Raw genomic sequence first — 26,145 nt, forward strand, 5'->3', positions numbered from 1 at the left:
GGGCCGCCCCCGCACCGGTCCCCGGCAGGAGACCGTACGGCCGAAAGTACGGCGCGGTACCCGCCGACGCCGGTCGGGTGGTGCTCAGTCCGGCAGGTCGGCGATACGGGTGGAGAGGTCGCGCAGCAACGCCAGCTCGTCGGCGTCGAGGTGGTCGAGGAAGCGGGTTCGCACCGATTCCACGTGCGGCGGCGCGGCGCGTTCCAGCACGTCGAAGCCGTCGTCGGTCAGGCGCAGCAGGCAGCCCCGGGCGTCCTGCGGGTCGGGTTCCCGGGCGACGAGCCCCCGGGCCTGCATCCGGGTGGCGTGGTGGGAGAGCCGGCTGCGCGACCACTCCATCTTGGCGGCGAGGTCCTTGAGCGCCCAGCGGCGGTCCGTCTTCTCCGACAGCGTGCTGAGCACCTCGTAGTCGGCCGGGGAGAGGCCCGAGTCGCGGACCAGGTCCCGGTCCAGGCGGGCGGGCAGCGCGACGAGCAGACGCCGGAACGCCCGCCAGGCCCGCTCCTCGTCGGCACTGAGCCACGGTGTCGCCATGTCACCACCGTACCCGTCGTTGACATGTCATCGAAACTCCGGCTACGTTCGTTGACATGTCATCGACCGTTCCGTCCGCACCCCTGCGCGTCCTCGTCATCGTCGCGAGCACCCGACCCGGCCGACTCGGCCCGGCCATCACCGACTGGTTCGTCCGGGCCACCGCGCCGGACGCCGCCCGGCACCGGACCCGGGTGGAGGTCGCGGACCTGGCCGACGTCGGGCTGCCGATGTTCGACGAGCCCGAGCACCCGTCACGCGGCGAGTACGCGCACGACCACACCCGCGAGTGGAGCCGCCGGGTCGCCGACGCCGACGCGTTCGTGGTGGTCACCCCGGAGTACAACTTCGGCATGCCGGCGGTGCTCAAGAACGCCTTCGACTTCCTCTATCAGGAGTGGGCGTGGAAGCCGGTGGCCTTCGTCAGCTACGGCAACACCTCGGCCGGCACCCGCGCGGTGCAGATGGCCAAGCAGGTCGTCACCACGCTGCGGATGGTGCCGATCGGCGCCACCGTCGCGCTGCGCCTCGCCGAACACACCCGCGACGGCCGGGTGCTCGACGCCCCCGCGCTGGCCGACGGCGCGCGGAGCGTGCTGCGCGAACTCGACCAGGTCGCCCGGGCCCTGCGTCCGCTGCGGGCACCCGCGCTCCCGGAGCTCACCGCCGGGCCGGTCGAGGGGCTGACCCTGTCCGAGGTCCGGGACGAGGACCTGGCCGAGCTGTTCGTGCTCCAGCGCTGCTGCTGGGTGCAGGAGGCGATCGTCAACGACACCCTCGACCTGCCGCCGTTGCAGGAGTCCTTCGCGGATCTGCGCGCCTCCACGTCGACCTGGCGGATCTGGTGCCTGCGCCGCGACGGTCGCCTGGTCGGGTCGGTGCGGGCCCGCGCGGACGGGGACGCGTGGCTGGTCGGCCGCCTGATGGTCGCCCCCGACCAGGCGGGCGGCGGGATCGGCTCCTGGCTGCTCGCGCACGCCGAGTCGCAGGCCCCGGAGACCACCACGCACCACGCGTTGTGCACCGGCCACCGCAGCACCCGCAACATCGGGGTGTACGAACGGGCCGGCTACACGGTGACCGAGGTCGACGCCGCACAGGGCGTCGTCCACCTGGTCAAGCGGCGCCCACCGGTGAGCAGCTAGCCGACGGCGGGTGCCGTCCGGGCCCGCAGTCGGCGCAGCATCCGGGCATCGGCGAAACCGACCGCTCGGGCGGCGGCCTCCACGGTGACGCCGTGCCCGATGAGGTGTTCGGCGCGCTCGACGCGCAGCAACTGCTGGTACCGCAGCGGGGTGAGCCCGGTCGCGGCACCGAACAGGCGGGTCAGGGTGCGTTCGCTGACCCCTGCCGACTGGGCCAGCTCGCCCAGCGGCAGCGGCTCGGTGAACCGCACGTCGAGCAGGTCCTGGGCCCGGTGCACCACGTCGCTGAGGTGGGCGCGGTGCCGCAGCATGACGCTGTCCTGCCGTTCGTGTCCGTTACGCCGCGCGTACACCACCATCTCGCGGGCGACCCGCGCGGCCGGGGCCGGTCCGTGGCGCGTCGCCACCAGGTGCAGCGCCAGGTCGATGCCACTGGCGATACCGGCGGAGGTGGCCACCCGGTCGTCGACCACGTACAGCCGGTCCCGCAGCACCGTCGCCGCCGGATACCGACGGGCCACCTCGTCCTGCACCTCGTGGTGGGTGGTGCACCGCCGCCCGTCCAGCAGCCCCGCGCGACCGAGGGCGTCGGCGCCCGCGCAGACGCTCACCACGGTTCCTCCGGCGGCGTGGTGTGCGACCAGCCGGCCCAGGGTCGTGGTGTCCAGTCGTCCGGTGCCGGGCGAGGCCGGTGACCGCCAACCGGGGACGACGACCAGGTCGGCCGGGCCCAACGCGGGCCAGTCGACGCGGGCGCGCACCGGCAGCCCCTGTGCGGTCACCACCTCGTCCTGCTCGGCGACGTACCGCAGGTGGTACGGGTACCCCTGGTTCGCCGCCGTGGAGAAGACCTGCGCCGGACCGGCCAGGTCGAGCAGGTGCACCTGCGGCACGAGCAGGAACACCACCGTGGTCATCGACGGCCTCAGCCCGTGGCGACGGCCACCGCCGCACCGGTCAGCTCGTCGACGGTACGGATGGTGGCGAACCGCCCGGCCAACGCGTACTCGGTGCGCGCGATGATCTCGTCGGTGCCGAGCGTGCGCGGGTCGGCGAGGATCTCGGCGAGCGGTCGACCGGCCGGGGCGTCCCGGTGCGCGATCGGGGTGGTGGCGGTCGCGTCGACGGCGAACGTGACCGCGTAGCCGAGATCCGCCGCGACCCGGGCGGTGGTCTCGCAGCACTGCTCGGTCCGGATTCCGCAGATCACCAGCTCGCGTACCCCGGCGACGGTGAGCAGCTGGTGCAGTCGGGTGGTGGTGAAGGCGTTGTGCGCGTACTTGGTCAGGACCGGCTCGTCCGCGGCGGGCCGCAACCCGTCCATTGGCCGGACGAAACCTCGGGCCGGGTCGAACACGTCACCGGTGCCCGGCTCGGCGTGCAGCACCCAGACGACCGGGTCGCCCCCGCCGCGTGCCGCGTCGACCAGACGGCTCACCTGACCGACGATGCCCGGGTTCGAGGTGGCCGCCCAGATCTCCTGTCGCCGGAACGACTCCTGCACGTCGATGACGAGAAGTGCGCTGCTCATGGCATCCATGGTTGCCCACCGAATCCGGCCCCCACCAGCCACGATCGGGCTGGGCTGCGGACCGATCCGGTCACCGGCGAGCGGCCGTGGTCGGTGGTCCGGCATCCGGCCGCCGCACGTACCCCGGCGGAACTGCTGGTCACCGGTTGATACGGTCGCCCGCGACGCCGATGATCACCTGGCCGACAGGGAGGGTACGCGATGGGACTCATGGACCGGCTCCGGGGCGAGTTCGTCGACATCGTGGAGTGGCTGGACGACAGCCGCGACACGATCGTCTGGCGCTTCCCCCGGTTCCAGAACGAGATCAAGATGGGCGCCAAGCTGATCGTGCGCGAGTCGCAGACGGCGGTGTTCGTCAACGAGGGGCAGATCGCCGACGCCTTCCCGCCCGGCACCTACACCCTGGAGACCCGCAACCTGCCCATCCTCTCCACCCTCAAGGGCTGGAAGTACGGCTTCAACTCGCCGTTCAAGGCCGAGGTGTACTTCGTCAACACGCGGCAGTTCACCGAGATGAAGTGGGGCACCCAGAACCCGGTGATCCTGCGGGACGCCGAGTTCGGCGTGGTCCGGCTGCGCGCGTTCGGCGCGTACGCGGCCCGGGTGGTGGACGCGCAGCGTCTGCTGCGGGAGCTGGTCGGCACCGATCCGCAGTTCCGCACCGAGGAGGTGCAGGAGTACCTGCGGCAGCTCATCGTGGGACGGCTCGGCGGGGCGCTGGCCACGGCCGGCGTACCGCTGCTGGACCTGGCCGCGCACCAGGACGCCATCGGCCGACGGCTGGCCGGGGTCCTGACGGCGGAGCTGGCCGATGTCGGCATCGCGATCCCCACCTTCGTCATCGAGAACATCTCCGTGCCGCCGGAGGTGGAGCGGGCGCTGGACAAGCGCACCAGCATGGGCGCGGTCGGCGACCTGGACCGGTTCACGCAGTTCCAGGCCGCGACCGCGTTGGAGGAGGCGGCCCGCAACCCGGGCGGCGAGGCGGGTGCCGGCGTCGGCCTGGGCATGGGCATGGCGATGGGGCAGCAGATGGCCCGCACGATGGCCGGCGAGACCGCGCCCGCCCAGCACGCCCCGGCGGCGCACGCCCCGACACCGCCGAGCGCCGAGCCGCCGCCGCTGCCGACCCAGACCCAGTGGTTCATCGGCGTCGACGGGCAGCGGCAGGGCCCGTTCGACCTCGGTGGGCTGGCCGCCCAGGTGGCCGCCGGCACGCTGGGCGCGGAGACGCTGGCCTGGCGGGCCGGCATGGCACAGTGGCAGCCCGCCGGGCAGCTTCCCGAGCTCGCCTCGGTGCTGGCCAGCGTTCCGCCGCCGCTGCCGCCGCGATGAGCGGCGCGACCGTCCCGCCGGCGTTCGGATGCGGCAACTGCGGCGCCCGGGTGGAGTACGCACCGGGCGCGGCAGTGCTGCGCTGCCCGTACTGCGGCAGCCAGCAGGAGATCGCCGGAGCCGGCCGGGAGGTACGCGAGCACGCGTACGCCCAGTTGGCGACGCTGGCGCGCAAGCCGGCGGCGCAGGTCGGCGCGTACACCTTCGTCTGCCCGGGCTGCGGTGCCCGCACCGAGAGCAACGCGCTGGCCAAGCGGTGCCAGTTCTGCGCCGCGCCACTGGTGGCCGACCACGCGACGGGCAGCCTCATCGCCCCGGAGGGGGTGCTGCCGTTCCAGGTCGACCGCGCCGGTGTGCGGACGGCTCTGAGCACCTGGTGCCGCAGCCGCTGGTTCGCGCCGAACAGCCTCAAGAAGGTCAGCGAGGCGGAGACGCTCAAGGGCACGTACCTGCCGCACTGGACGTTCGACGCGCGGACCGTGTCGCAGTACCGGGGGCAGCGCGGCCAGCACTACTGGGTCACCGAGACGTACACGGTGATCGTCGACGGCAAGGCGGAGACGCGGACCCGGCAGGTACGCCACACCCGGTGGTATCCGGCCGGCGGCACGGTCCGGCGGGACTTCGACGACGTGCTGGTCCCGGCCACCCGGTACCTGCCGGAGCAGCAGCTGGACCGGTTGGGCCCGTGGCCGCTGACCGAGGCGGTCGCGTACCACGGGGACTACCTGGCCGGTTACCACGCGCTGCGCTACGACACCGAGCCCGAGGCGGGGCTGGCCACGGCGAAGACCCGGATGGCGCCGGTCATCCAGGGTGACTGCCGCAGCGACATCGGTGGCGACGAACAGCGCGTCGACTCCGTCGACACCAGCTACTCGGACGTGACGTACAAGCTGATGCTGTTGCCGGTCTGGATCGCCGCCTACCTGCACGCCGGGCGGTCGTACCAGATCCTGGTCAACGCCCGCACCGGCGAGGTGATCGGCGAACGCCCGTACAGCAAGGTGAAGATCGCTGCCGCGGTGCTGGCCGCGCTGGCGCTGGTCGCCGCGATCGTGCTGGCGTTCGCGCTGGGTCGGTAGGAGCCGCGCGGGTCTCGGACGCCGCCGCGTACCTCACGCGGCGGCGATCTGGATCTTGCGACCGACGCCGGCCCGGAACTGCGCCATCGCGTCGGCGTACTTCTCCAGCGGGAACCGGTGGCTGATGAAGACGGCCGGGTCCAGGACCCCGACGGCGAAGAGTTCGGCGGCACGTTCGAAGCTGTGCAGCACGGCCATCGAGCCGGTGACGGTGATCTCCTTGTTGTAGATGCGGTAGGGCTCGACCGGCACCCGGGTGGCGTACTCGGAGACGCCGAACTGGAGGAACGTGCCGGCCGGCGCGACCCGGCCCAGGCCGTCGGAGATGGCGGCCTGCACGCCGGTGCAGTCGATCACCACGTCCCAGCCACGCGGCCGGTCCAGGTCGTCGGCGCTCGCCGCGCTCGCCGAACAGCCCAGCGCGACGGCGGTGGCGAGGCGGTCGGCGTTCGGGTCGACCACGCTGACCGTGGCCGCGCCGCACCGTTTGGCCAGTTCGAGCATCATCAGGCCCATCGTGCCGGCCCCGTAGATCAGGTAGTGGTCGGCGAGCCGCCGGGGCAGCACGTCGAAGCCGCGTACCGCGCAGGAGAGCGGTTCGATCAGGGCCGCGTCGGCCGGGGCGACGCCCTCGGGCAGCACCACGCAGTTGCGGACCGGAGCGAGGGCGTACTCGGCCGCTCCCCCGGCGACGGTCACGCCGATGGCGTTCCACCGTTCGCAGAGGTTGCCCCGGGCCCGCCGGCACTGGTAGCACTCGCCGCAGTGCAGCGACGGGTCCACGGCGACCGGGTCGCCGACGCGGACCTCGGTGACGTCGCCGCCGACCGCGACCACCGTGCCGGCGAACTCGTGGCCCGGCACGATCGGGTACGCGGGCGCGAACTCGCCGTCCATGATGTGCAGGTCGGTGCCGCAGATCCCGCTGCCGGCCACCTCGACGACCACGTCCCGGGGGCCGGGCGTGGGGTCCGGTACGGACTCGACGCTGATCTGACCCGGCGTGACGATGACTGCTGCCTTCACTTGACCGCCCCCATGGAGAGTCCTCGGACGAGTTGTTTCTGGGCGATCCAGCCGGCCAGCACCACCGGCAACGACACGATCGTCGCCGCCGCGCAGAGCCGGGCCAGGAACAGCCCTTCGGAGGTGATGAAGCCGACCAGGAAGATCGGCGAGGTGCCGGCCCTGGTGGCGGTGAGATTGACCGCGAGGAAGAACTCGTTCCAGCTGAAGATGAAGCAGATCAGCGCGGTGGCGGCCAGGCCGGGCGCGACGATCGGCAACAGGATCCGCCGGATGGTGACCAGCAGGCTCGCGCCGTCCATCGCCGCCGCCTCGATCAGGGCGGTCGGCACCTCCAGCATGAACGAGCGCATCATCCAGACCGCCAGCGGCAGGTTCATCGCCGTGTAGAGCACGACCAGGGTCCAGACGTTGTCCAGCATGCCGAGGTTCTGCACCAGCAGGTAGATCGGCAGCAGCGCGGCGACCACCGGCAGCATCTTGGTGCTGATGAAGAAGAACAGCACGTCACGCCACTTGGCGACCGGCCGGATGGAGAGCGCGTACGCGGCCGGGGTGGCCAGCAGCAGCACCAGCAGCGTGGACATCACGCTGGCCATCAGCGAGTTGAGCAGGTACGGCATGAGGTCCCGGTCGAAGACCTGTCGGTAGCCGTCGAGCACCGGGGTGAAGAACCAGGCCGGCGGGTTGCTGGCGGCGTCCACCTCGCGTTTGAAGCCGGTCAGCACCATCCATGCCACCGGCAGGAAGAACAACAGTCCGGCGAGCCAGGCCAGCACGGTCCAGACCGCGCCGGTGACGCCCGCCCCGCGCCGGACCGGGGCAGCGGTACGCCTCATCGCGCGTCCTCCATCCGGAACAGACTGGAGAGCAACCGCAGCGCGAAGGTGGCGACGACGATCGTGCCGATCACCACCACCACACCGGCTGCGGCGGCCTCGCCGTACTCGAACTTGCGGAAGGTGGTCAGGTAGATCTCGTACGGCAGGTTGGTGGTGGCCCGCCCGGGACCGCCCTGGGTGATGGTGAAGACCGCGTCGAACGTCTGCACCAGGTAGATCGCGCCGAGCAGGGCGCCGAGTTCCAGGTAGGGCCGCAGGTAGGGCAGCGTGATCCGGGTGAAGGTCTGCCACGGTCCGGCGCCGTCGACCCGGGCGGCCTCCAGCGTCTCCAGGGACTGGCCCTGCAACCCGGCCAGGATGATCAGCATCATGAACGGGGTCCACTGCCAGACCAGCGAGGCGACCACGGCCACCATCGGGTACTGCGACACCCAGTCGGTGCTGCCGCCGACGATGCCGTTGATCAGGCCGTACGACGGGTTGTAGATGGCGTGCTTCCAGAGCAGTGCCGCCGCCATCGGCATCACCAGGAACGGGGTGATCAGCAGGGTCCGCACGATGCCCCGGCCGGGGAACTTCCGGTCCAGCAGGAGGGCCAGGCCGAGGCCGAGCAGCACCGAGACGATCACCGACGAGGCGGTCAGCACCACGGTGTTGACCAGGGCGGCCCGCAGTCGGGCGTCGCTGAGCACGGTCGCGTAGTTGGCCAGCCCGATGAACTCCTGGCTGCCCGGACGCAACGCGTTCCAGCTCTGGGTGGACAGGTAGAGGGTGAACAGGAACGGGAGCTGGGTCACCACGATGGCGAAGACCAGGGCGGGCAGCAGCGGGGCGCGGCGGGCCCAGCGCTGTTTACGGTCCGGCCGGGTGGGACGTACGGCGGGACGCGGGCTCGCGTCCGGGTCGGTGGTGGTGGTCGTGGTCATCGATCCGCCTCACAGGGCAGGGTCGGGGCCGGCCGGTCGACCGGCCCCGACACGCGGCTACCGGTGTTTGCTGGCGGCTTCCTCGGCCAACCGCTGGCCGTCGGCGAGCGCCCGTTCGACGGTGCTCTGGCCGGCGATCGCCGCCGACACCTCCTGGGAGACCTTGGTGCCGAGGTCGGCGAACTCGGGGATGCCGACGAACTGCACCCCCAGCGCGGGCCGGGGCTGCACACCCGGGGCGACCGGGTCGGCCTCCTGGATGGACTTGAGCGTGATGTCGGCGAAGGCGCTCGCGGACTCGCGGTACTCGGCGATCTCGTAGGTGGACTGGCGCTTGCCGGCCGGTACCCGGGACCAGCCGAGCGAGCCGCCGATCAGCCGCTCGTACTCCTTGCCGGTCGCCCAGGAGATGAACTTCCAGGCGGCGTCGGCGTTCTTGGTGGTCTTCGGCATGGCCAGCGCCCAGGCCCAGAGCCAGCCCGACGAGTCGGTCTTCTCGACCGGCGCGTACACGTAGCCGACCTTGCCGGCGACGGTGCTGGAGTTGGGGTCCTCCAGGGTGCCGGCGGCGGAGGTGGCGTCGTACCACATCGCCGCCTTGCCCTGGCCGAACGTGTTCAGGCACTCGGTGAACCCGGACTGCGGTGCGCCCGGTTGACCGTGCGCGCGGAGCAGGTCGACGTAGAACGTGGTCGCCTCGGTGAACTCCGGCGCGTTGACCTTCGGCGTCCAGTCCTTCTCGAACCAGGTGCCGCCGAAGGTGTTCACCACGGTGGTCAGCGGCGCGAACAGCTCACCCCAGCCGGGCAGCCCGCGCAGGCAGATGCCGGAGATCCCCTTGTCCTTGTCGTCGAGCTGGGCGGCGAACCCGGCGACCTGCTGCCAGGTCGGGCGCTCCGGCATGGTGATGTTCTTGGCCGCGAAGAGTTCCTTGTTGTACATCAGGAACGACGACTCGCCGTAGAACGGCGCGGCGTAGAGCTTGCCGTCCTGGCCGGAGAGTGAGGCGACCATCGGTTCGAGCAGGTCGCCCTTGTCGTAGCCGGTGTCCCCGTCGGCGTACGAGCTGAGTTCGTGCAGCCAGTCGTTCTGCGCCCAGATGGGCGCCTCGTACGCGCCGATGGTGGCCACGTCGTACTGGCCGCCCTGGGTGGCGACGTCCTGGGTGACCCGGTCGCGCAGCTCGTTCTCGGGCAGGATCGTGAACCGGACGGTGATCCCGGTGTCCTTGGTGAAGTTCTCGGCGGTGACCTTGGCCAGGTCCTCCATCTGCGGGTTGCCGACCATCAGCACGGTGATGGCCGTGCCGTCGCCGGACGACCCGCCGCCGGCTCCGGAGCAGGCGGTCGAGACCAGCGCGACGGCGAGACCGACGGCGAGCGTGCCGCGCCATCGGCGCGGAGATCGTGTTCTGGGCACAGCGAACCTCCGGAAGTGGTGGTGAGGGTGAGGGTGAGGGGACGGTCGGCCGGGGCGCTCAGACGCGCAGCACCACCGGGCCGAGCAGCGAGTAGCGGTGCGCCTCGGAGGCCGGCAGCGCGGTGTCCGTGACGACGGTGTCGAGGTCCGCCACGTCGGCGAACCGGCAGAAGCTGTGCCCGCCGAACTTGGTGTGCACCCCGGCGAAGACGACCCGCCGGGCCACCGCCATCACCTGGGCCTTGACGGCGGCCACGGCCGGGTCCGGTGTGGTCAGCCCATGCTTGCGGGAGATGCCGTTGGCCCCGACGTAGGCGAGGTCGATCACGAAGCCGGCGAGCATCCGGGTGGCCCAGTGGTCGACGGTGGCCAGCGTGCGTCCGCGCACCCGGCCGCCGAGCAACAGCACCGTGACCGACGGGTACGCGGCCAGCGTCGCCGCGGTGTGCAGCGAGGCGGTCACCACGGTCAGTTGCCGGTGGGTGGGCAGCGCCTCGGCGATGAGCTGCGGGGTGTAGCCCTCGTCGATGAAGATCGACTCGGCGTCGCCGAGGTGTTCCACGGCTGCGGTGGCGATCCGTCGCTTCTCCACGACCATCCGGGTGGCCCGGGTCTCCAGGGTCGTCTCGAAGCGGGCGGTCTCCATCGGGTAGGCACCGCCGTGCGTCCGGCGGACCAGGCCCTGCTGCGCCAGCAGGCTCAGGTCACGACGGATGGTCTCCGGCGCGACGCTCAGCTCGACGGCGAGGTCGCGGACGTCGACGTCGCCCTGCCGGCGCGCCACGGCGAGGATGTGGTGGCGGCGCTGGTTCGCGTCCACTGTGTACCTCCCGTCGGCGTGTGTGTCTTTTTGTAACACCGTGGACGGTCAGGTGACTCCGGTCACATGCGGGTGATTCTGGTGGGTTTGTTGCCCGCAAGCCAGCCCGAACGGGCAGCACATAACGGTCATTGACCCTTTACCGCGCAGAACGACCGCCCGATTGGCGCCCCGGGTTGCCCGATCAGCACCCGGTGCGCCCGGTCGGGCGTCGCCTCGTCAGCTCGACGCGGGCCCGTTGTCGACCAGCCGGAAATAGGTGGTCAGCGTCGCGTCGCCGATCTCCTCGAGGATCAGCCCCCGGGTCGGCGAGTGCTGGAGGAACGCGGACAGGTTGCTGATCGCGTACGCGGGCGCGCCGCCCCGCTGCCCGTCCCGCACGATCGTGAACCGCTGCCTCGGCTCGCCCGGATCACAGGCGGCACCCACCACGCGTAACGGCGCACTGCCCGAGGAGCGCGACTCCCAGCAGGTGTCCCCCGCCCCGGCGACCCGGACCAGATAGGTGTCCCCGCCCTGCGGCACGAAGACGAAGAGCTGGTCGCCCTCGTCCCCGTCGACCTCGCCGAGACCACCCTCGTCGCGCAGCGACACCCCGCCGATCCCGTCGACCCGCACGACGGTGGCCCGGCGCTGCCCGGACAGCACCCCGCCAGCGCCCACCGGCGGCGCACCGGTGGTGCCCGAGGCGGGACTCGACGGGTCCGTGACGGACGGCCGAGAGCCATTCGGCGCGGGGCGCGACGACGTGGTGGACGGACTCGACGAGCCGGTGGGGGGACCGACCACGTCGGGACTCGGCGTGGCCCCGGGTGGGCCGGTGGCCGGGACGGGGGTCGGTCCCGCCGGCCCGACCGGGATGGTGTGCGGCGGCCCGGCGAGGCGGATGGCGGCGGTGCCGGCACCGAGCGCGGCGACCAGGAGGACACCGACCGTGACGGTCGCGACGTGCCGTCGACGGCGTCGGGTGTCCCCCCGACGCCGGATCTCGGCGGCGGGGTGGACCCGGCCCTGCCCGCCGTGCCGGGCCAACCCGCGCAGGGCGTCGTCCAGCTCGCGGTCAGCGGTCATGTCCCCTCCCCCCGCTGGTCACCTGGTGCTCGTCGTCGCCCAGGTGGGCGGCGAGGGCGCGTCGCCCCCGGGCGAGCCGCGTCTTGACGGTGTTCACGTTGGTGCCCGCCTCGGTGGCGATCTCCGCCACGCTGAGGCCCACCAGATGGTGCAGGACCACCACCCGGCGCTGGTCTGCGGGGATGCGGCGCAGCGCGGCCACGATCGCGACGTGGTCGACCGAGCTGCCCTCGACGCGCTCCTCGGCGGCGTGCCGTCGGTGGGCCGTGAGCCGGTTGACCGTCTTGCGCCAGGCGCTGACCGCCACCCGGTACGCGACGCTGCGCACCCACGCCTCCGGGCTGTCGCACTCGCGGACGGTCGCCCACCGGTCCCAGGCCCGGGCGTACGCCTCCGCCACCGCGTCCTCCGCCTCGGCCCGACGGCCGATCATGGCGTAGAGGTGGCCCAGCACCCGCTGGGCCGACGCGGAGTAGAAGGCGTCGAACTCGTCAGCGTCGCGCATCGATCACGGTCTCCAGCCGATCCGGTCGCTCCTGGTCATGCCGCATCCCCGCCGGACGTCAGCCCTGCCGTGGCGCGGGCCCGGTGTCGTTGAACCGGAAGCTGTCGAACGGCGCCGCGTCGCCCAACTCCTCCAGGATCAGCCCGTTGCGCGCCGTGGTCCGCAGGTAGGCCCAACTGTTGCTGATCACGAACTCGCGGGCACCGCCACCCTGCGCCCTGGTGATGACGAACCGCTGGAGCGGGTCACCGGCCCGGCAGGTGGCGCCCCGCACCACCAGCGGTCGGGCGTTGCCCGGGTTGTGCGTCTGCCAGCAGACCGGCTGCCCGGTGCCGCCGCCGTAGTACGACTTGATGAGGTACTCCTGCCCGCCCAGCGGGGTCGGCACGAACACCTGCCGTCCCCGGTCGTCGTCCACCTCGGCCAGCCGTCCCCCGTCGAGCAACGACAGCCCGGACTCGAACGCGCCGACCCGGACGATCGTGACCCGACGCGTGCCGGAGAGTACCGGCTCCACGGTCGGCGTCGGCGTCGGCTTCGGCGTCGCCGCGACGAACGGCGCCGCCATCGACAGCGGCTCGACCGCCGGTGGCGCACTCTCGGACGCCGACGCCACCCCGTACACACCCACTGCGGCGGCGACCAGCGCCACCAGGCCCGTACCGGCGATCCACCTACTCGTCACCATCATGGCCTCCCACCTTCCGGCTACCGCCCCGAGCCCGTCCGACCGGTCCGGGTGTCGGTCCGTACAGCCTGATGACGCCTGGCACGCGGTGGTGGTTTCACCACGACGCACGATCACTCTGCGTACGGATTTCGGGTACGCATCGACGACTTCTTCCCTTTGCGTGACCGAGGCAATACGGTAAGTCGGCTGCCGGGCCGCGAGCCGGAGGGTTCCCCATGACGGAGTACGACTATGTGGTGGTCGGCGCGGGTTCGGCCGGCTGCGTACTGGCCAACCGCCTGACCGAGGACCCCGGTGTCCGGGTGCTGGTGATCGAGGCCGGCGGTTGGGACGGTAGCCCGTGGGTGCGCATCCCCAAGGGCTTCAGCCGGCTGATGGACGACCGGCGCACCGCCTGGCACTACCCCGCCGAGGTGCGCTCCGGCCGGCAGGAGATCTGGCAGCGGGGACGCCTGATCGGCGGTTCCAGCTCGATCAACGGCATGGTGTACGCCCGGGGCGACCGGCTCGACTACGACCAGTTGGAACGCCTCGGCAACCCCGGCTGGGGCTGGGACACCATGCTGCCGATCTTCAAGCGGCTGGAGGACAACCCGCTCGGTGCCTCCGACGTACGCGGAGCCGGTGGCCCGTTGCGGCTCTCCACCGCCACCGCCACCGACGAGGTCAGCGAGGAGACCATCGCGGCCGGGGAGGAACTCGGCTGGCACCGCACGGACGACCTGAACGCCGGTGACGGGGAGCGGATCGGCTACCTGATGGCCACCATCCGCGACGGCCGCCGCAGCAGTGCCGCCGACGCCTTCCTGCACCCGGTCCGGCATCGGCCCAACCTGCACGTCGCGGTGAACACGGTGGTCCGCCGGGTGATCGTGGAGAACGGTCGCGCCGTCGGCGTGCACGCGCACCGGAGCGGGCAACCGGTCGACTTCCGGGCCCGGGCGGAGGTGGTCCTCGCCGCCGGGGCGATCGCCACCCCTCACCTGTTGCAGGTCTCCGGGATCGGCCCGGCCGACACGCTGCGCCAGGCCGGGGTCGACGTGCTGCTCGACCGGCCCCGGGTCGGTGCCGGGATGCGGGAGCACCGGACCACCCCGATCCAGTTCCGGCTGACCGGTCGGGTCGGCTACAACCCGCGTCTGCGCGGGCCGCTCGGGCAGGGTCGGGAGATGCTGCGCTACCTGCTGACCCGCCGGGGTCCGCTGGCCCTGCCGGTGTACGACGTCGGCGCGTACCTCCGCTCCACGCCCTCCGCCGGGCATCCGGACGCGCAGTTGCTGGTCGCGCCCTTCTCGGCGGCACCCCGACGGCCCGGACGGGCGCTGGAACTGGAGGCCGAGTCGGGGCTGATGGCGCAGGTCACGGTGACCCGGCCGGAGAGCGAGGGCAGCCTCGCCATCACCTCCGCCGACCCGGAGGCTCCGCCCCGGATCGTCGCCGGCTACTTCGACGCGGCGCACGACCGGCGGGTGGCCGTGGACGCCTTCCGGCGGGCCCGGGAACTCTTCGCCACCGGCCCGATCGCCAAGCGGATCTCGATGGAGACGCTACCCGGCCCGGCGGTCCGCGAGGACGACGAGATCATCCAGGCGGGGCTGGCGCTCGGATACTGCGGCTACCACGCGGTCGGCACCTGCGCGATGGGGCCGGGCGACGACTTCGTGGTGGATCCGCAGCTGCGGGTACGGGGCGTCGCGAGCCTGCGCGTGGTGGACGCCTCTGTGCTGCCGACCCTGGTCAGCGGTTATCTCAACGCACCGGTGATGGCACTGGCGTGGCGCGCCGCGGACCTCATCCGAGCCGCCTGACGACGGTATGCTTCCGCCACCGTCCATCTTGGAGTCGTACATGTTCTCGATGCGTCGCGCACGGCTGGTCAGCCGCCTGCTCGCCCTCACCCTCGTCGGCACGGTGCTGTCCGCCGCACCGGCCGGCGCCGCCCCGACACAGATGTCGTCACCCCCGGGGTGGACGACCGTGCCCGGCACCACCCCCGCGCTGTCCCGGCCGGCAGCCGCCGTCTACGGAGGGGACGTGCACCTGGTCGCCGAAGGCCCCGGCGACAGCGTGGTGCACAACCGGTACTCCATGCAGACCGCGGCCTGGTCGGGCTGGCAGACCGCGCCGGGCCTGGCCCAGGCGGCCTCCGCCCCGGCCCTGATCCTCTACGGCGACGGGCTGCACGTCTTCGTCCGGGGGCCGGCGGGCACCATCCGGACCGCCCACTACTCGCTGACGACCGCGAGTTGGTCCGCCTGGTCGACGGTGCCCGGGTCGGGCGCGACCACGTCGGAGCCGGCTGTCGCGGTGTACGGCGGTCACCTGCACCTGTTCGTCCGGGCAACGCCGGGCGTCCTGCGCACGGTCCGGTACGACCAGAGCACCGGCACCTGGTCGGGCTGGTCGACGCTGGCGGGCCTCCAGGGCGCGACCTCCGCGCCGACCACCGCGGTCTACGGGGGCTGGCTCTGGGTGTTCGTCCGCAGCTCGGTCGACACCCTCCGCACCGTCCGGTACGACCTGTCCACCGACGCCTGGACGACCTGGTCCACAGTGCCCGGCTCGGCGGGTACGCCGTCCGGCCCGGCCGCCGAGGTGTACGGCGGCGACCTGCGGTTGTACGTCAGCGACGTCGACTCCGGCACGGTCCGCACCGCCGCGTACACGCTGAACACCTCCACCTGGTCGCGATGGTCGGCGGCGACCCGCCCGGTCGACCTGGTCTCGGCGCCCGGCACCACCGTCTACGGCGGTCACGTGCACCTCTTCGTGCAGGGTTCGCAGCAGCAGGTCCACCGGTCGCTGATCGGGTAGTGACGACGGTCGGGCGGGCCGTCGGCGCGACGGCCCGCCCGCACCCGACGACCGGATGGTCACCCACGCCCGACCGGCTGTGAGCTGCGTTACCAATACGTCGACCGGGAATCAGCACGCCGGTCGCGGGTTGGAGCCAGATATGACCGTCGCACCACTGCCTGCTCAGCGTCCGGACCGGCCGGAGATCCTCCGATGAGCGCCCCGCCGCCGGGCGCGCTGATGCCGGGCGACCTGATGAGCCCCCGGCAACGCGTACGGCTCATCCTCGTCCTCGGCTCCCTGATCGCGGTGGGGCCGCTGACCATCGACATGTATCTTCCGGCGCTGCCGGCCATCGCCGAGGACCTCGGCACCAGCTCGGCGGCGGTCCAGTTGACCCTCACCGGCACACTGGTCGGGCTCGCCCTGGGCCAGTTGCTGATCGGCCCGCTCTCCGACGCCGTCGGTCGGCGCACGCCGCTGATCGCCGGCACCGCGCTGCACATCGTCGCCTCGGTGCTGTGCGCGCTCGCCCCGAACGTCGCCGTGCTCGGCGCGCTACGGGTCCTCCAGGGCCTGGGCGCCGCAGCCGCCGCCGTGATCGCCATGGCCGTGGTCCGTGACCTGTTCAGCGGAAGGGCCTTCGCGCAGGTGCTGTCCCGCCTGCTGCTGGTGATGGGAGCCGCTCCGGTGCTCGCGCCGACGCTCGGCAGCGAACTGCTGCGCTGGACGCGGTGGCAGGGTGTCTTCGCCGCGCTGGCCGTCTTCGGCGTCCTGCTGATGCTGGTCGCCGTCTTCGGCCTGCGGGAGACGTTGCCGCCGGCCCGCCGCCAGCGCGGCGGGGTGGTGTCCACCGCCCGCCTCTACCGCTCGCTGCTGCACGACCGGCCCTTCGTCGGGCTGGTGCTCGTGGCCGGGCTGGCGATGTCGTCGATCTTCGCCTACGTCAGCGGATCCTCCTTCGTCCTCCAGGAGCAGTACGGCCTCGACGAGCAGCAGTTCGGGTTCGCCTTCGGCGCGGGCTCGATCGGCCTGATCGCGGCCACCCAGGCCAACGTACGTCTGCTGCGGCGCTATCCGCCGCAGCGGATCCTGGCCGGCGCCCTGCTGGCGGGTACGGTCGCCGGTCTGGTGCTGCTCGGTCTGGCCGCGACCGGGATCGGTGGCCTGCCGGCGCTGCTCGCGGCGCTCTGGGCGGTGCTCGCGGCCGCCGGCCTGGCGCTGCCGAACGCCCCGGCCGTGGCGCTGACCCGGCACGGCGAGGCCGCCGGCACCGCCTCCGCGCTGCTCGGCTCGGTGCAGTTCGGCGTCGGCGCGGTGGCCGCGCCGATGGTCGGGGTGCTCGGCAACGGTGCGGTGGCGATGTCGCTGGTGGTGGCCGGTGGCATGGCCTCGGCGCTGGTCGTGCTGCACCTCGTGGTGCGGCCGAGGCAGCTCGACGCCCCGGAGCCCGACGCGAAACCGCTGGCCGTCGCGGTCCACTGACCGCAGCACCCGCGCCGGTTACCGGTGTGCCTCGCCCGTCTCGACGAGGCGGGCGAGGTTCGCCAGCGACATCCGGGTGCCGGTCTCGTTGTCGGCGGCGGGGACGGCGTCCGGTACGCCTTCGTGCACCACGCGCACGTCGGTGCCGCTGTCGGCGTCGGTGAGCGTGGTGGTCATCGTCATGACACCGCGCAGGGCGGGATCGTCGGTCTCGAACTCCAGGACCTCCACCACCACCTCGTCCGGCACCAACCGGCGGAAGTGGCCGTGGTAGGTGTCGGTGTGCGCCGTCGTCTTGCCCGTGGCGTCGGGCGCGTCGTAGGTCAACGACACCCGGAACGCACCGCCCTCGCGTGCCTCGAAGTGGTGCACCTGGCCGGTCATGCCCTCCGGCGCCCGCCACACCGCGACCGCGTCGGGATCGAGCAGGGCCCGGTAGACCGCCGGACGCGGTGCCGCGACGTGCGCGGTGACCTGGGTCGTGTACATGCGGCGGACGGTACCGGTCACGGGTGACGAAACCGGCGCTCACCCGGTCCGTGTCGCAGGCGTGCTCTAGCGTGCGACGGCGTGAACGCAGTGCAGACGTACCGGTATCTCGCCCCCTCCGCGCTCGGCGGCGGCGCACTCGCCCTCCAGACCAGCGGCGGGCCGACCCCGAATCCCCGCTTCTTCCGTGGCTTCCTGACCACACCGCAGGCGGCGGCGGTCGGCCTGCTGGCGGTCGCCGAGGTCGCCCGCACCCGCTACCACCGGCCGGTCGACGTGGCCAGCCTCGACCCGGTGGTCACCGGCAGCCGCGACCGGTTGCGCTTCGAGTCCTTCTCCGGCTGCTGCGGCGTGTACGCGCGCCTCGACGCGCTGCCCGACGGCCTCGACGGTGACGTGGTCGAGCACGGCACCACCAACGTGGACGTCAACACGCCGCTGCGCGAGGCGCTGTCCCGGGTCGGCGGGCTGGATCCGCTGCACCTGTCGGTCGGCCCCGAGGACCTGACCGTCTCGACGATGGACGGCGAGGTGGTCGAGAAGAAGGTCCCGCTGCCGAAGCGCTGGCTGCGCGGCTTCGCCGAGGTGCAGGTGCTCGCCGCCCGCTTCGAGCCCCGCGCGGAGCTGTCGGCGGCCGAGGCCACCACGTTCCTGCGACGACTGCCGAAGGGCGGCAGCCGCTCGGTGCTGTGGGTGGTGCCCGCCGGCCGCTCGCTGCGGCTGACCTCACGCCCGGTCCCCGGGGCGGTCTGCCTGGCCGGGCCGAGCCGGTTGGTCGCGCTGCACCCGATGCTGCGCTTCGCGAAGACCCTCCGGGTGTACGGCCCGACGGTGCGGGCCGGTTCCGCGCCACTGCCCAGCGTGTGGGAGCTGGACACCGGGGCGCTGCGTCTCTCGCTGACCCTCTCCCCCGAGCCCTACCGTGGCTTCTCCGGCGAGGGAGCGGCACTCACCGCGCTCGCCGGTGACGACGTGGTCGACGACGCCGAGCTGGTCTCCGCGCTGCTCTCCTGGGACCCGACGGTCGACGTGGACCGGCTGGCCGGCGAGGCGGGCATCGACGTCGACCGGGTCCGGGGCGCGCTGGCGCAGCTCGGCACCGCCGGCCGCGTCGGGTACGACGTCTCCGAGGCGGCGTACTTCCACCGGGTCATGCCGTACGACGCGGAGCGGGCCGAACGTGACAATCCCCGGCTGGTCGGCGCGCGGGCGTTGCTCGACGCCGGGGCGGTGCAGCTCGACGCCGGGGCGGTGCAGGCGGACGGCGCGTCGGCCACCATCCGCAGCGGCGACCATGTCTACCGGGTCCGGCTGCTGGCCGACGGCGCGCTCACCTGCACCTGCCCCTGGTGGGCAAAGCATCGGGGGCAACGGGGGCCGTGCCGGCACGCCCTGGCCGCCCGCATGATGGTCACCAACCGGGTCGAGGAGCGGGTGTGAGGCGTCCTACGCAGGTCGACATCATCACGAGCATGCCGCGACGTCGGCGGGAGTTGGCGGAAGGCGGCACCAGCGACCTGTTCGACCTGGTCGGCAACGGTTCCGCCGAGCAGGTCGCGGAGGCGCTGGCCGGGCTGCCCGAGCCGCGCCGCCGGGAGATCGGCGTGGGGCTGACCGCCTGGTTCAAGAAGCGGGACAGGGAGACCTGGTGGACCTCGGGACCGGGCACCGCGCTCGCGGTCGCCGTCGTCGGTTGCCTGCCGACCGCTGCCCAGGCCGCCGCGATCCTCGGGCGCGCCTCGGTGCCGGTGGACGGCACCCGTGCCGCCAGGTTGGTCCTCGCCGTCGCCGAGGACCGTGGTGTCACCTGGCTCGGTGACCTGGCCTACCGGGTGGCCGCGCGGTTCAGCGAACGGTCCTGGGTCGACCGGTGGCAGTTCGTCGCCGCGTTGTTGCAGGCGCAGGGGTCACCACCGCCCACCGACGACCGTTCGGTGCAGCAGTGGCTGACCGCCGTGCAGTTCCCGGACCGGGGCCGCCGAGGTGCCCCGACTCCGGTGGCGGACCGCCTGCGCGACGATCCGTTCCTGCCGGCCATGCTGCCCCGGCTGTTCGAGGTGGACGGCATCGGCACCCAGATGATGTTCGACGTGCACTGGAAGAGCTGGGACGAGCCGAAGCGACACGCCCTGCTGACCGCGCTGGCCCAACTCGCCGCCGAGGGAGTGGTCGACCGGGCGGCACTCGTCGACGGTGCGCTCGGCCGCCTGCTGCGGGGTGACCGACCGACCGCGCTGCGCGCCTTCACCACCCTGCTCGGTCTGCTCTCGCTGAGCACCGCCGAGGTCGCCGCACACGCCACCGATCACCTGCGCCTGCTCACCGACGCGCCCGCGCCGGTGGCCACCATGGCGCAGAAGGCGCTGCGTCAGGTGACCGACCTGGAACTGGAGTCGATCCTCGACGCCTCCCGCCAGGTGCTCACCCGGCCCGACAAGGCGCTGGTCCGCACCCAGCTCACCTGGCTCGACAAGCTGGCACGCCAGCATCCCGACCGGGTCACCGAGATCGCCGAGGTGATCGCGCTCGGTGCCGACCATCCCGCCGTCGAGCTGCGCGACCGCGCCACCACCCTGGCCGCCCGCCACGGCGTCGCGCCGGTGTCACCCGACCTCGGCGCGGCGGTCACCGGCCCGCGCGGCGACGACCTGCCCGCCCCGGCGCCGCCCGCCCCGGCGCCCGAGCCGATCACCGACGTCGACGAGCTGGCCGAGGAGGTCGCCGCGCTGCTCGGCACCCAGTACGACGGCGCGTCGCTGGACCGGATCCTGGACGGTCTGGTCCGGCTCACCGCCACCGACGCCGTCCGGGTACGCGCCGCCCTCGACCCGGTGATCAACCGTCGGCACTGGTCGTGGGCGAACGAACACCGGCACGATCCGCTCTGCCTCTGCCAGGTGCTGGTCGACGTCTTCACCAGCGCCGGAGTAGCGCAGCCCGCCCAGCCCCGGTCCCGATGGCAGGCGCTGCTCGCCGCGGTCCGCCGCAGCGAACCGTCGACGCCGGAGCTGGTCGGCACGAACCCCCGGGTGCCCCCGGTCCACCGGCTGCTGCGCGCCCGACTCGTCGAGATCGGCGCACACGTCACCGACCGAGGCGACACCGGGCTGCTGGCGCTACCCACCTCCGCCAACGGCACCCTCGACCCGATGGTCCTGGTGGAACGGCTCGCCGCGCTGGGTTCGCGTACGCCCGGGCACTGGGATCTGACCCAGGCGTTGCTGCGGTTGCCGACGAACGCCGACGAGGCGGTAGCCGGCAAGGCGGCGGCGCTGGGCAGCCCGGCCGGTGACCGCCTCGCCGCCTGGTTGCGCGACGGCGGACTGCCGCAGCCGGTGATGCGGCAGAGCACCCTGCGGCGCAAGCGCACGGGCCAGTACAACTTCGACCACCCGTACATGCCGCCGGAGCGGCTCCTGGTCGAGCTGAGCCCACCCGAGGGCCACGCCGACCCCGACGGGCTGCTCACCCTGCACCCGTCCTCGATCGGCGTGGAGCACACCGGCTGGGTGAACCTGTGGCCCTCGCTGCTGCCCGGCCACCGGGGCGTCGTCGCCGCCGCCGTCCTCCCCCTCGTCGCGAACACCGCCGACCTCGACCAACGCGACGGCACGGCGGTGCTGCCGCTGCTCGCCGAGACCACCGGCCCCGGCGGGATCGCCCTCGACCTGGCGATGGCGTACGGCCTCGGCGCCCGGCACGCCCCCGACCGCGTCGCCACCCTGGACGCCCTGCTCACACTCGCCGCCGCCGACCAGTTCGACGCGGTGGGCACCGGCGCGGCACTCGGCGCCCTGGCCACCGGCGCACGGGTCAAACTGTCGCGGGTCGTCGAGCCACTGCGCGACGCCGCCCAGGCCGGCGCACCGTCGACCGTGTGGCGACTGCTGGCCGCCACGCTGCCCGCCCTGCTCACCCCACCCACCCCGCCACGCGGCACCATCGACATGCTCACCCTGGCCACCGAGACCGCCACCACCACCGGGGTACGCCTCGACGTGCCCGGCCTCGCCGAGGTGGCCGCCCGAGGTGGATCCAGCCGCCTGGTGACCGAGGCCCGCCGCCTGCACCGGGCGCTGCAGAGCCGGTGAACGAACCGCCACCGACGACGGGGACCGCCCGGGCCGCACCCGGGCGGTCCCCCGCCGACAACTGGCGACGGTTCTGGCGGCGCTCTCCGGACGTCCACCCCGAGCCGGTCGACCTGCACCAGGCGGTCGCCCTCGGCCTGTCGGCCCTGGCCGTCGGGGCGGTCGTCGGTGTCGCCCTGGTGCTGCTGATCCCCTACCACCCGCCGACGCTCGTCCTCCTGGCCACGGTGTCGCCCGTTCTCCACCAGCACGCGGAGGGGGTACGGCACCGCTGGTGGGCCCTTGCCGTCGGCCTGGCGACCGGCGTCGCGGCCGGTCTCGGTCTCGCCGCCCTGCTGGAGACCGTCGTCGGGTCGGCGTGGGCGACGTTGGGGGGCCTGCTGGTCGGCAGTGCGGTCGGAATCCTGACGCACGCGGGGACAACCCACCTTCCGGTCCGCACCGCACGATGACCGAGCACCTGGTCGCCGTTCCCTCTGCGCCAGGAGCGCGACACGATTCCCCTGATCGTGGCAGTGTGGCTGTTCGCACGTCGGCGTGTCGGCCAGCCACACTGCCACGATGAGCCGCGGACCGCTTCGTGGTGGCGGGCGCGGGGTAGCGTCGACTCGCATGGGGATCTTGGGGAGGGACGCGGGGGGCGTCGAGTGGCTGGTGCGACCTGCGGAGACGGGCCGCTGGGTGGTACCCGTGCTGGTGCCGCTCGTGGTGGTCTTCGTCGCGTACGCGTGGATCGTTCCCGACGGGCTGGGTGAGGCCACCCGGAGCGTCGGGGTGGCGGCGGCCTGGGGTCTGGCCCTGATCGGCACGCTGCTCGCGACGCTGCTGGTCCTTTTCGCGATCACCGCGGCACGGCGGGGCGCCACGGCGGCGCGGCAGGTCGCGCGTACACCCGGCACCTGGATCGCGGTCGCCGTGGTCGCCTACCTCGTGCTGCTCACCGCCGTCTCCGGCCGGATGGCGCCGCTGCCGGTGTTCGACGCGCTCGATCGGCACTGGCAGGGCAAGGTGCTCGACCTGCTCTGGCTGGCCATCCTGTTCGGCATGTTGCACCGCTGGGCGCGGACCGAGGCGGGCCTGCGCCTGAGGATCACGCCCGGCTCGGCCCGGCCGGCGCTGCTCACGATCGTCGTCGTCTTCGGGATCTTCGTCGGGCTCAGCGCGCTGGCGGTCGCGCTGGATCCGTCGGCCGCCACGACCGTGGACGCCGAGCGACTGGCCTTCAACGCCACGATCCCGAACCTGACCGAGGAGCTGATCTGGCGCGCCGCGATGCTCGCGGTGCTCGATCGGGCCTTCGGTACGCCCTGGGTCGTGCTCGGTGCGCCGGTCGGCTGGGGCATCGTGCTCACCAGCGTGGTGTTCGGCGCCGGGCACGGCATCCTCGTCGACCTCGACGGCGTCTGGGGGTTCAACGTCGCCGGTGGTCTCTTCGCGATCGTGATGGGGTTGGCGCTCGGGTGGATCTGGGCGCGGACCCGCAGCGTCTGGCCCGCGTTCCTGCTGCACTGCGCGCCGGAGCTGGGCGTCGACGTCGGGATGCTGGTCGCCGGGTAACCCGAGGTGGGCTCCCGGCGGCGTACCGACGGGAGCCCACCGGCTCAGACGGCGTGGCGCTGGGCCCAGTCGAGGGCGTAGTCGGCGACCTGCTCCCAGCCGGGCTCCGCGCACGTCCAGTGGGAACGCTCGGGGAACTCGTGGAAGTCGGTGACGGTGCCGGACGCCTTGTAGTGGTGGGCGTTGGAGCGGTTCACCGAGGCCGGCATGATGTGGTCCTTGCCGCCGGCGATGAACAGCAGCGGGGCCCGCCCCTCGTTGCGGAAGTCGACCCAGGTCTCCTGCTTGCCGGGGGTGAAGTTGGCGAGCAGCCCGTACGACCAGACCCAGCTTCCCGGCGCGGCGATCGCGTAGCGGTCGTAGGCGGCGCGGGCCTCCTCCTCGGGCAGCGTGTTCGTGAACGCGTAATGGAACTGTTCCGGGGTGAAACCGGCCGCACGGTGGCGCTTGGCCGGGTTGTTGAGGATCGGGAAGAGGGACTTGATCTGCGAGGGCGGGTTCACCCGGATACCCTCGGGCGGCGCGGAGTTGATCACGACACCGGCCGCGCCGTGTCCCCGGTCGAGCAGGAGCTGGGTCAGGGTGCCGCCGAAGGAGTGACCCATGATGATCGGCTTCTCCGGCAGCGCGGCGATGACCTTCTCCAGGTGCGCGACGGTCTCCGGCACGGTCACCGTGGCGATCGGCGTCGGGTCGGCCCGCAGCGCCTCCACCTCCACCTCGAAGCCCGGGTACGTCGGCGTCAGCACCGTGTGCCCCTGCGCCTCGAAGTACGGCACCCAGTGTTCCCAGCTGCGCGAGGTGACCCAGAGACCGTGCACCAGGACGATCGTGCTCATGCGTCGTACTCCTTCAGGAAGGCCAGCAGATCCTGGCCGAGCTGCTCCTTGTGAGTGTCGGTGATGCCATGCGGCGCCGACGGGTAAACGATCAGCCTGGCGTCCTTGATCAGGGCGGCGGACGCCTTGCCGCCGACGTCGAAGGGCACGACCTGGTCGTCGTCGCCGTGGACGACGAGCGTCGGCACGTCGAACCGGGCGAGGTCGCCACGGAAGTCGGTGGCAGAGAAGGCCGCGATGCACTCGTACGCGTTGCGGTGTCCGGACTGCATGCCCTGCCGCCAGAACGCGTCCCGGATGCCGACGGAGACCGCCGCTCCCGGCCGGTTGTTGCCGAAGAACGGACCGTCGGCGAGATCCCGGTAGAGCTGCGACCGGTCCGCCAGCGACCCGGCCCGCAGACCGTCGAAGACCTCCCCGGGTACGCCGTCCGGGTTGTCGTCGGTGCGCAGCATGAGCGGGGGTACGGCGGAGACCAGCACCGCCTGCGCCACCCGGGAGGTGCCGTGCCGGCCGATGTACCGGGTCACCTCTCCCCCGCCGGTGGAGAACCCGACGACCGTCACGTCACGCAGGTCGAGCGCGTCGACCAGGGTGGCCAGGTCGTCGGCGTACGTGTCCATCTCGTTGCCGTGCCAGGTCTGGGTGGAGCGCCCGTGCCCGCGCCGGTCGTGCGCCACGATCCGGTAGCCGTGCGAGGCGAGGAACAGCGCCTGCGCCTCCCAACTGTCGGAGTTCAGCGGCCAGCCGTGGCTGAGCACGACCGGCCGTCCCGTACCCCAGTCCTTGTAGAAGATCTCCGCGCCGTCCGCGGTCGTGACGAAGGGCATCCTGCCGTCCTTTCGCTGCCTGGGGGAGAAATGTCGCACCGATCGCGCGGGCCGGGTTTCGTGTCGACGCACGGTTCTTGCGCCTGACGGCACACTGTTCAGCGCGAGCGGGCCGGTTCCGGGGTACGGGTGGTCGGCCTCGTCGCGGCCAGTTGTCGCGGGGTCAGCCCGAAGGCCGCCCGGAAACGGTGGGAGAAGAAGCTCGGGCTGGAGAAGCCCCACGCGCGGGCCAGCGCCGCGATGGAGGTGTACCGCCGGTGCGAGGCGGTCAGCTCGGCGCGGGCACCCTGGAGGCGTTGCTCGATGATCGACTGCTCCAGGCTCTGGCCCATCTCCTCGTACAGCTTGTAGAGGGCACGCAGCGAGATGGCGTTTGCGGCGGCGACGCGGGCCGGGGTCAGATCGGGCTCGCGCAGGTGCGCGCGGACGTAGGCCTGGATCCGCGCGGACATCGAGGACTCGACGGTGTCGCGCAGCAGGCGACCGCTGCCGGCGGCGGAGACCACCAGCGCCCGCATCAGCTCGACCGACGCGGCACCGAGTTCGGCGGCGGCAGCGGAGGCGGCGAGCGGGTCGGCCTGCGTGGTCATCCGGGTGACGTGATCCCGCACCAGGTCGTACATCGGGCTGCCCGGCAGCGTCCGCGCCGCCTCGTGGATCAGGTCGCGGGGTACGCCGAGCCGGTCCACGTCGACGTGCAGCGCGTACGAGGCGCCGCCGCCCTCCCAGCCGTAGACGTACGGCAGCGACAGGTCGACGAGCATCAGGTCACGCGGCCCGAACCGGCGGTCCTCGCGCGCCCAGCTCAGGTGGTTGTCGGTGCGCAGCGGCACCGCCAGCACGATCGAGGTCTCGGTCTCCGCGCGGCACATCCGGGGGGTACGCCGCAGCGTGGTGCCGGACGCCTCGATGTTGAAGACCTTCGCGGGCCCGAAGTCGAAGACGGTCATCCGGGCGTGGATCGCGGCCGGGTCCTCGAACGACGCCATGCTCGACGAGCAGTTGGCGCTGACCGTGGCCTGGAACGCCTCGGCGCGCTCGCCGGCCGGCAGGTCCCCGGTGTCCAGCACGAGCATGCTTCCTCCCTCCGTCGGATCGAAACCTAACGCTGGCCCGACGGGGCGG

25 protein-coding genes are annotated in these 26,145 nt (G+C 72.6%); 10 read left to right on the forward strand and 15 right to left on the reverse strand.

Annotated features, from left to right (window positions below; genetic code table 11):
- Nucleotides 1-84: 84 nt before the first annotated feature.
- The gene (locus ACFYTT_RS22645) at nucleotides 85-534 is read right to left on the reverse strand and encodes a MarR family transcriptional regulator (protein WP_357211958.1); all 450 of its coding nucleotides are present in this window, start codon (nucleotides 532-534) and stop codon (nucleotides 85-87) included.
- Between the two features lie 56 nt (nucleotides 535-590).
- Here ACFYTT_RS22645 and ACFYTT_RS22650 point away from each other — a divergent pair, with 56 nt between their 5' ends.
- Complete coding sequence (locus tag ACFYTT_RS22650; RefSeq protein ID WP_387261917.1) at nucleotides 591-1,679, forward strand: GNAT family N-acetyltransferase; 1,089 nt, start codon at nucleotides 591-593, stop codon at nucleotides 1,677-1,679.
- Here ACFYTT_RS22650 and ACFYTT_RS22655 read toward each other — a convergent pair.
- Entirely contained in the window at nucleotides 1,676-2,596 is a 921-nt protein-coding gene (locus ACFYTT_RS22655) for a DJ-1/PfpI family protein (protein WP_357211954.1), read from the reverse strand. The genes ACFYTT_RS22650 and ACFYTT_RS22655 overlap by 4 nt on opposite strands.
- 8 nt (nucleotides 2,597-2,604) lie before the next feature.
- Nucleotides 2,605-3,210: a cysteine hydrolase family protein gene (locus ACFYTT_RS22660; RefSeq protein ID WP_176093936.1), complete on the reverse strand. Its 606-nt coding sequence runs from the start codon at nucleotides 3,208-3,210 to the stop codon at nucleotides 2,605-2,607.
- Nucleotides 3,211-3,411: 201 nt separating this feature from the next.
- Here ACFYTT_RS22660 and ACFYTT_RS22665 point away from each other — a divergent pair, with 201 nt between their 5' ends.
- Together ACFYTT_RS22665 and ACFYTT_RS22670 are read left to right on the forward strand one after the other, a co-directional pair.
- A complete protein-coding gene (locus tag ACFYTT_RS22665; protein ID WP_387261920.1) occupies nucleotides 3,412-4,548 on the forward strand; it encodes an SPFH domain-containing protein in 1,137 nt (378 codons plus the stop codon).
- Nucleotides 4,545-5,633, forward strand: coding sequence for a hypothetical protein (locus ACFYTT_RS22670; RefSeq protein WP_387261923.1), 1,089 nt, complete (start codon nucleotides 4,545-4,547; stop codon nucleotides 5,631-5,633). The genes ACFYTT_RS22665 and ACFYTT_RS22670 overlap by 4 nt, the downstream gene beginning before the upstream one ends.
- A gap of 33 nt (nucleotides 5,634-5,666) precedes the next feature.
- On the opposite strand, the gene ACFYTT_RS22675 is transcribed toward ACFYTT_RS22670, so the two are convergent.
- From ACFYTT_RS22675 to ACFYTT_RS22710, 8 genes are all read right to left on the reverse strand, one after another.
- Entirely contained in the window at nucleotides 5,667-6,659 is a 993-nt protein-coding gene (locus ACFYTT_RS22675; RefSeq protein WP_176093934.1) for a zinc-dependent alcohol dehydrogenase family protein, read from the reverse strand.
- Nucleotides 6,656-7,498 carry a carbohydrate ABC transporter permease gene (locus ACFYTT_RS22680; protein WP_131053767.1) on the reverse strand — a complete coding sequence of 281 codons (843 nt, stop codon included), beginning with the start codon at nucleotides 7,496-7,498 and terminating at the stop codon, nucleotides 6,656-6,658. Before ACFYTT_RS22680 ends, ACFYTT_RS22675 begins: the two co-directional genes overlap by 4 nt.
- Nucleotides 7,495-8,427 (reverse strand): sugar ABC transporter permease, encoded by a 933-nt coding sequence (locus tag ACFYTT_RS22685; RefSeq protein ID WP_357211947.1) that lies wholly within the window; start codon nucleotides 8,425-8,427, stop codon nucleotides 7,495-7,497. Before ACFYTT_RS22685 ends, ACFYTT_RS22680 begins: the two co-directional genes overlap by 4 nt.
- Before the next feature lie 57 nt (nucleotides 8,428-8,484).
- Entirely contained in the window at nucleotides 8,485-9,846 is a 1,362-nt protein-coding gene (locus ACFYTT_RS22690) for a sugar ABC transporter substrate-binding protein (protein ID WP_131053769.1), read from the reverse strand.
- Between the two features lie 58 nt (nucleotides 9,847-9,904).
- Nucleotides 9,905-10,666 (reverse strand): DeoR/GlpR family DNA-binding transcription regulator, encoded by a 762-nt coding sequence (locus ACFYTT_RS22695; protein WP_131053770.1) that lies wholly within the window; start codon nucleotides 10,664-10,666, stop codon nucleotides 9,905-9,907.
- 219 nt (nucleotides 10,667-10,885) lie between these two features.
- Nucleotides 10,886-11,737 (reverse strand): RICIN domain-containing protein, encoded by an 852-nt coding sequence (locus ACFYTT_RS22700; protein ID WP_176093931.1) that lies wholly within the window; start codon nucleotides 11,735-11,737, stop codon nucleotides 10,886-10,888.
- Nucleotides 11,727-12,242 carry a sigma-70 family RNA polymerase sigma factor gene (locus ACFYTT_RS22705; RefSeq protein ID WP_131053772.1) on the reverse strand — a complete coding sequence of 172 codons (516 nt, stop codon included), beginning with the start codon at nucleotides 12,240-12,242 and terminating at the stop codon, nucleotides 11,727-11,729. The genes ACFYTT_RS22700 and ACFYTT_RS22705 overlap by 11 nt, the downstream gene beginning before the upstream one ends.
- 58 nt (nucleotides 12,243-12,300) lie before the next feature.
- Nucleotides 12,301-12,933: a hypothetical protein gene (locus ACFYTT_RS22710; RefSeq protein ID WP_254876850.1), complete on the reverse strand. Its 633-nt coding sequence runs from the start codon at nucleotides 12,931-12,933 to the stop codon at nucleotides 12,301-12,303.
- A gap of 215 nt (nucleotides 12,934-13,148) precedes the next feature.
- On the opposite strand from ACFYTT_RS22710, the gene ACFYTT_RS22715 reads away from it, so the two are divergent.
- The 3 genes from ACFYTT_RS22715 (at nucleotide 13,149) to ACFYTT_RS22725 (ending at nucleotide 17,214) form a co-directional block, all read left to right on the forward strand.
- Nucleotides 13,149-14,741: a GMC family oxidoreductase N-terminal domain-containing protein gene (locus ACFYTT_RS22715; RefSeq protein WP_357211942.1), complete on the forward strand. Its 1,593-nt coding sequence runs from the start codon at nucleotides 13,149-13,151 to the stop codon at nucleotides 14,739-14,741.
- Nucleotides 14,742-14,781: 40 nt separating this feature from the next.
- Nucleotides 14,782-15,747: a hypothetical protein gene (locus ACFYTT_RS22720; RefSeq protein ID WP_387261929.1), complete on the forward strand. Its 966-nt coding sequence runs from the start codon at nucleotides 14,782-14,784 to the stop codon at nucleotides 15,745-15,747.
- Nucleotides 15,748-15,942: 195 nt separating this feature from the next.
- A complete protein-coding gene (locus tag ACFYTT_RS22725; RefSeq protein ID WP_254876849.1) occupies nucleotides 15,943-17,214 on the forward strand; it encodes a multidrug effflux MFS transporter in 1,272 nt (423 codons plus the stop codon).
- 18 nt (nucleotides 17,215-17,232) lie between these two features.
- Here the strand turns inward: ACFYTT_RS22725 and ACFYTT_RS22730 are convergent, their stop codons facing one another.
- Entirely contained in the window at nucleotides 17,233-17,703 is a 471-nt protein-coding gene (locus ACFYTT_RS22730) for an SRPBCC domain-containing protein (protein ID WP_387261932.1), read from the reverse strand.
- A gap of 81 nt (nucleotides 17,704-17,784) precedes the next feature.
- Here ACFYTT_RS22730 and ACFYTT_RS22735 point away from each other — a divergent pair, with 81 nt between their 5' ends.
- From ACFYTT_RS22735 to ACFYTT_RS22750, 4 genes are all read left to right on the forward strand, one after another.
- Nucleotides 17,785-19,143 (forward strand): SWIM zinc finger family protein, encoded by a 1,359-nt coding sequence (locus ACFYTT_RS22735; protein ID WP_387261935.1) that lies wholly within the window; start codon nucleotides 17,785-17,787, stop codon nucleotides 19,141-19,143.
- A gap of 32 nt (nucleotides 19,144-19,175) precedes the next feature.
- Nucleotides 19,176-21,794 carry a DUF6493 family protein gene (locus ACFYTT_RS22740; protein WP_387261938.1) on the forward strand — a complete coding sequence of 873 codons (2,619 nt, stop codon included), beginning with the start codon at nucleotides 19,176-19,178 and terminating at the stop codon, nucleotides 21,792-21,794.
- Nucleotides 21,791-22,246, forward strand: coding sequence for a hypothetical protein (locus ACFYTT_RS22745; protein ID WP_387261941.1), 456 nt, complete (start codon nucleotides 21,791-21,793; stop codon nucleotides 22,244-22,246). The genes ACFYTT_RS22740 and ACFYTT_RS22745 overlap by 4 nt, the downstream gene beginning before the upstream one ends.
- A 160-nt stretch (nucleotides 22,247-22,406) precedes the next feature.
- Nucleotides 22,407-23,351 (forward strand): CPBP family intramembrane glutamic endopeptidase, encoded by a 945-nt coding sequence (locus ACFYTT_RS22750; RefSeq protein WP_387261944.1) that lies wholly within the window; start codon nucleotides 22,407-22,409, stop codon nucleotides 23,349-23,351.
- 44 nt (nucleotides 23,352-23,395) lie between these two features.
- On the opposite strand, the gene ACFYTT_RS22755 is transcribed toward ACFYTT_RS22750, so the two are convergent.
- The 3 genes from ACFYTT_RS22755 to ACFYTT_RS22765 form a co-directional block, all read right to left on the reverse strand.
- Nucleotides 23,396-24,190, reverse strand: a complete 795-nt coding sequence (locus ACFYTT_RS22755; RefSeq protein ID WP_131054789.1) for a carboxylesterase — start codon at nucleotides 24,188-24,190, stop codon at nucleotides 23,396-23,398.
- Nucleotides 24,187-25,020: an alpha/beta fold hydrolase gene (locus ACFYTT_RS22760; protein WP_131054790.1), complete on the reverse strand. Its 834-nt coding sequence runs from the start codon at nucleotides 25,018-25,020 to the stop codon at nucleotides 24,187-24,189. The genes ACFYTT_RS22755 and ACFYTT_RS22760 overlap by 4 nt, the downstream gene beginning before the upstream one ends.
- Before the next feature lie 98 nt (nucleotides 25,021-25,118).
- Complete coding sequence (locus ACFYTT_RS22765) at nucleotides 25,119-26,096, reverse strand: helix-turn-helix domain-containing protein (protein ID WP_131054791.1); 978 nt, start codon at nucleotides 26,094-26,096, stop codon at nucleotides 25,119-25,121.
- Nucleotides 26,097-26,145: the final 49 nt, after the last annotated feature.

It is taken from the genome of Micromonospora sp. NPDC003816, assembly GCF_042874705.1.
In the GTDB taxonomy this organism is placed as follows: Bacteria; Actinomycetota; Actinomycetes; order Mycobacteriales; family Micromonosporaceae; genus Micromonospora.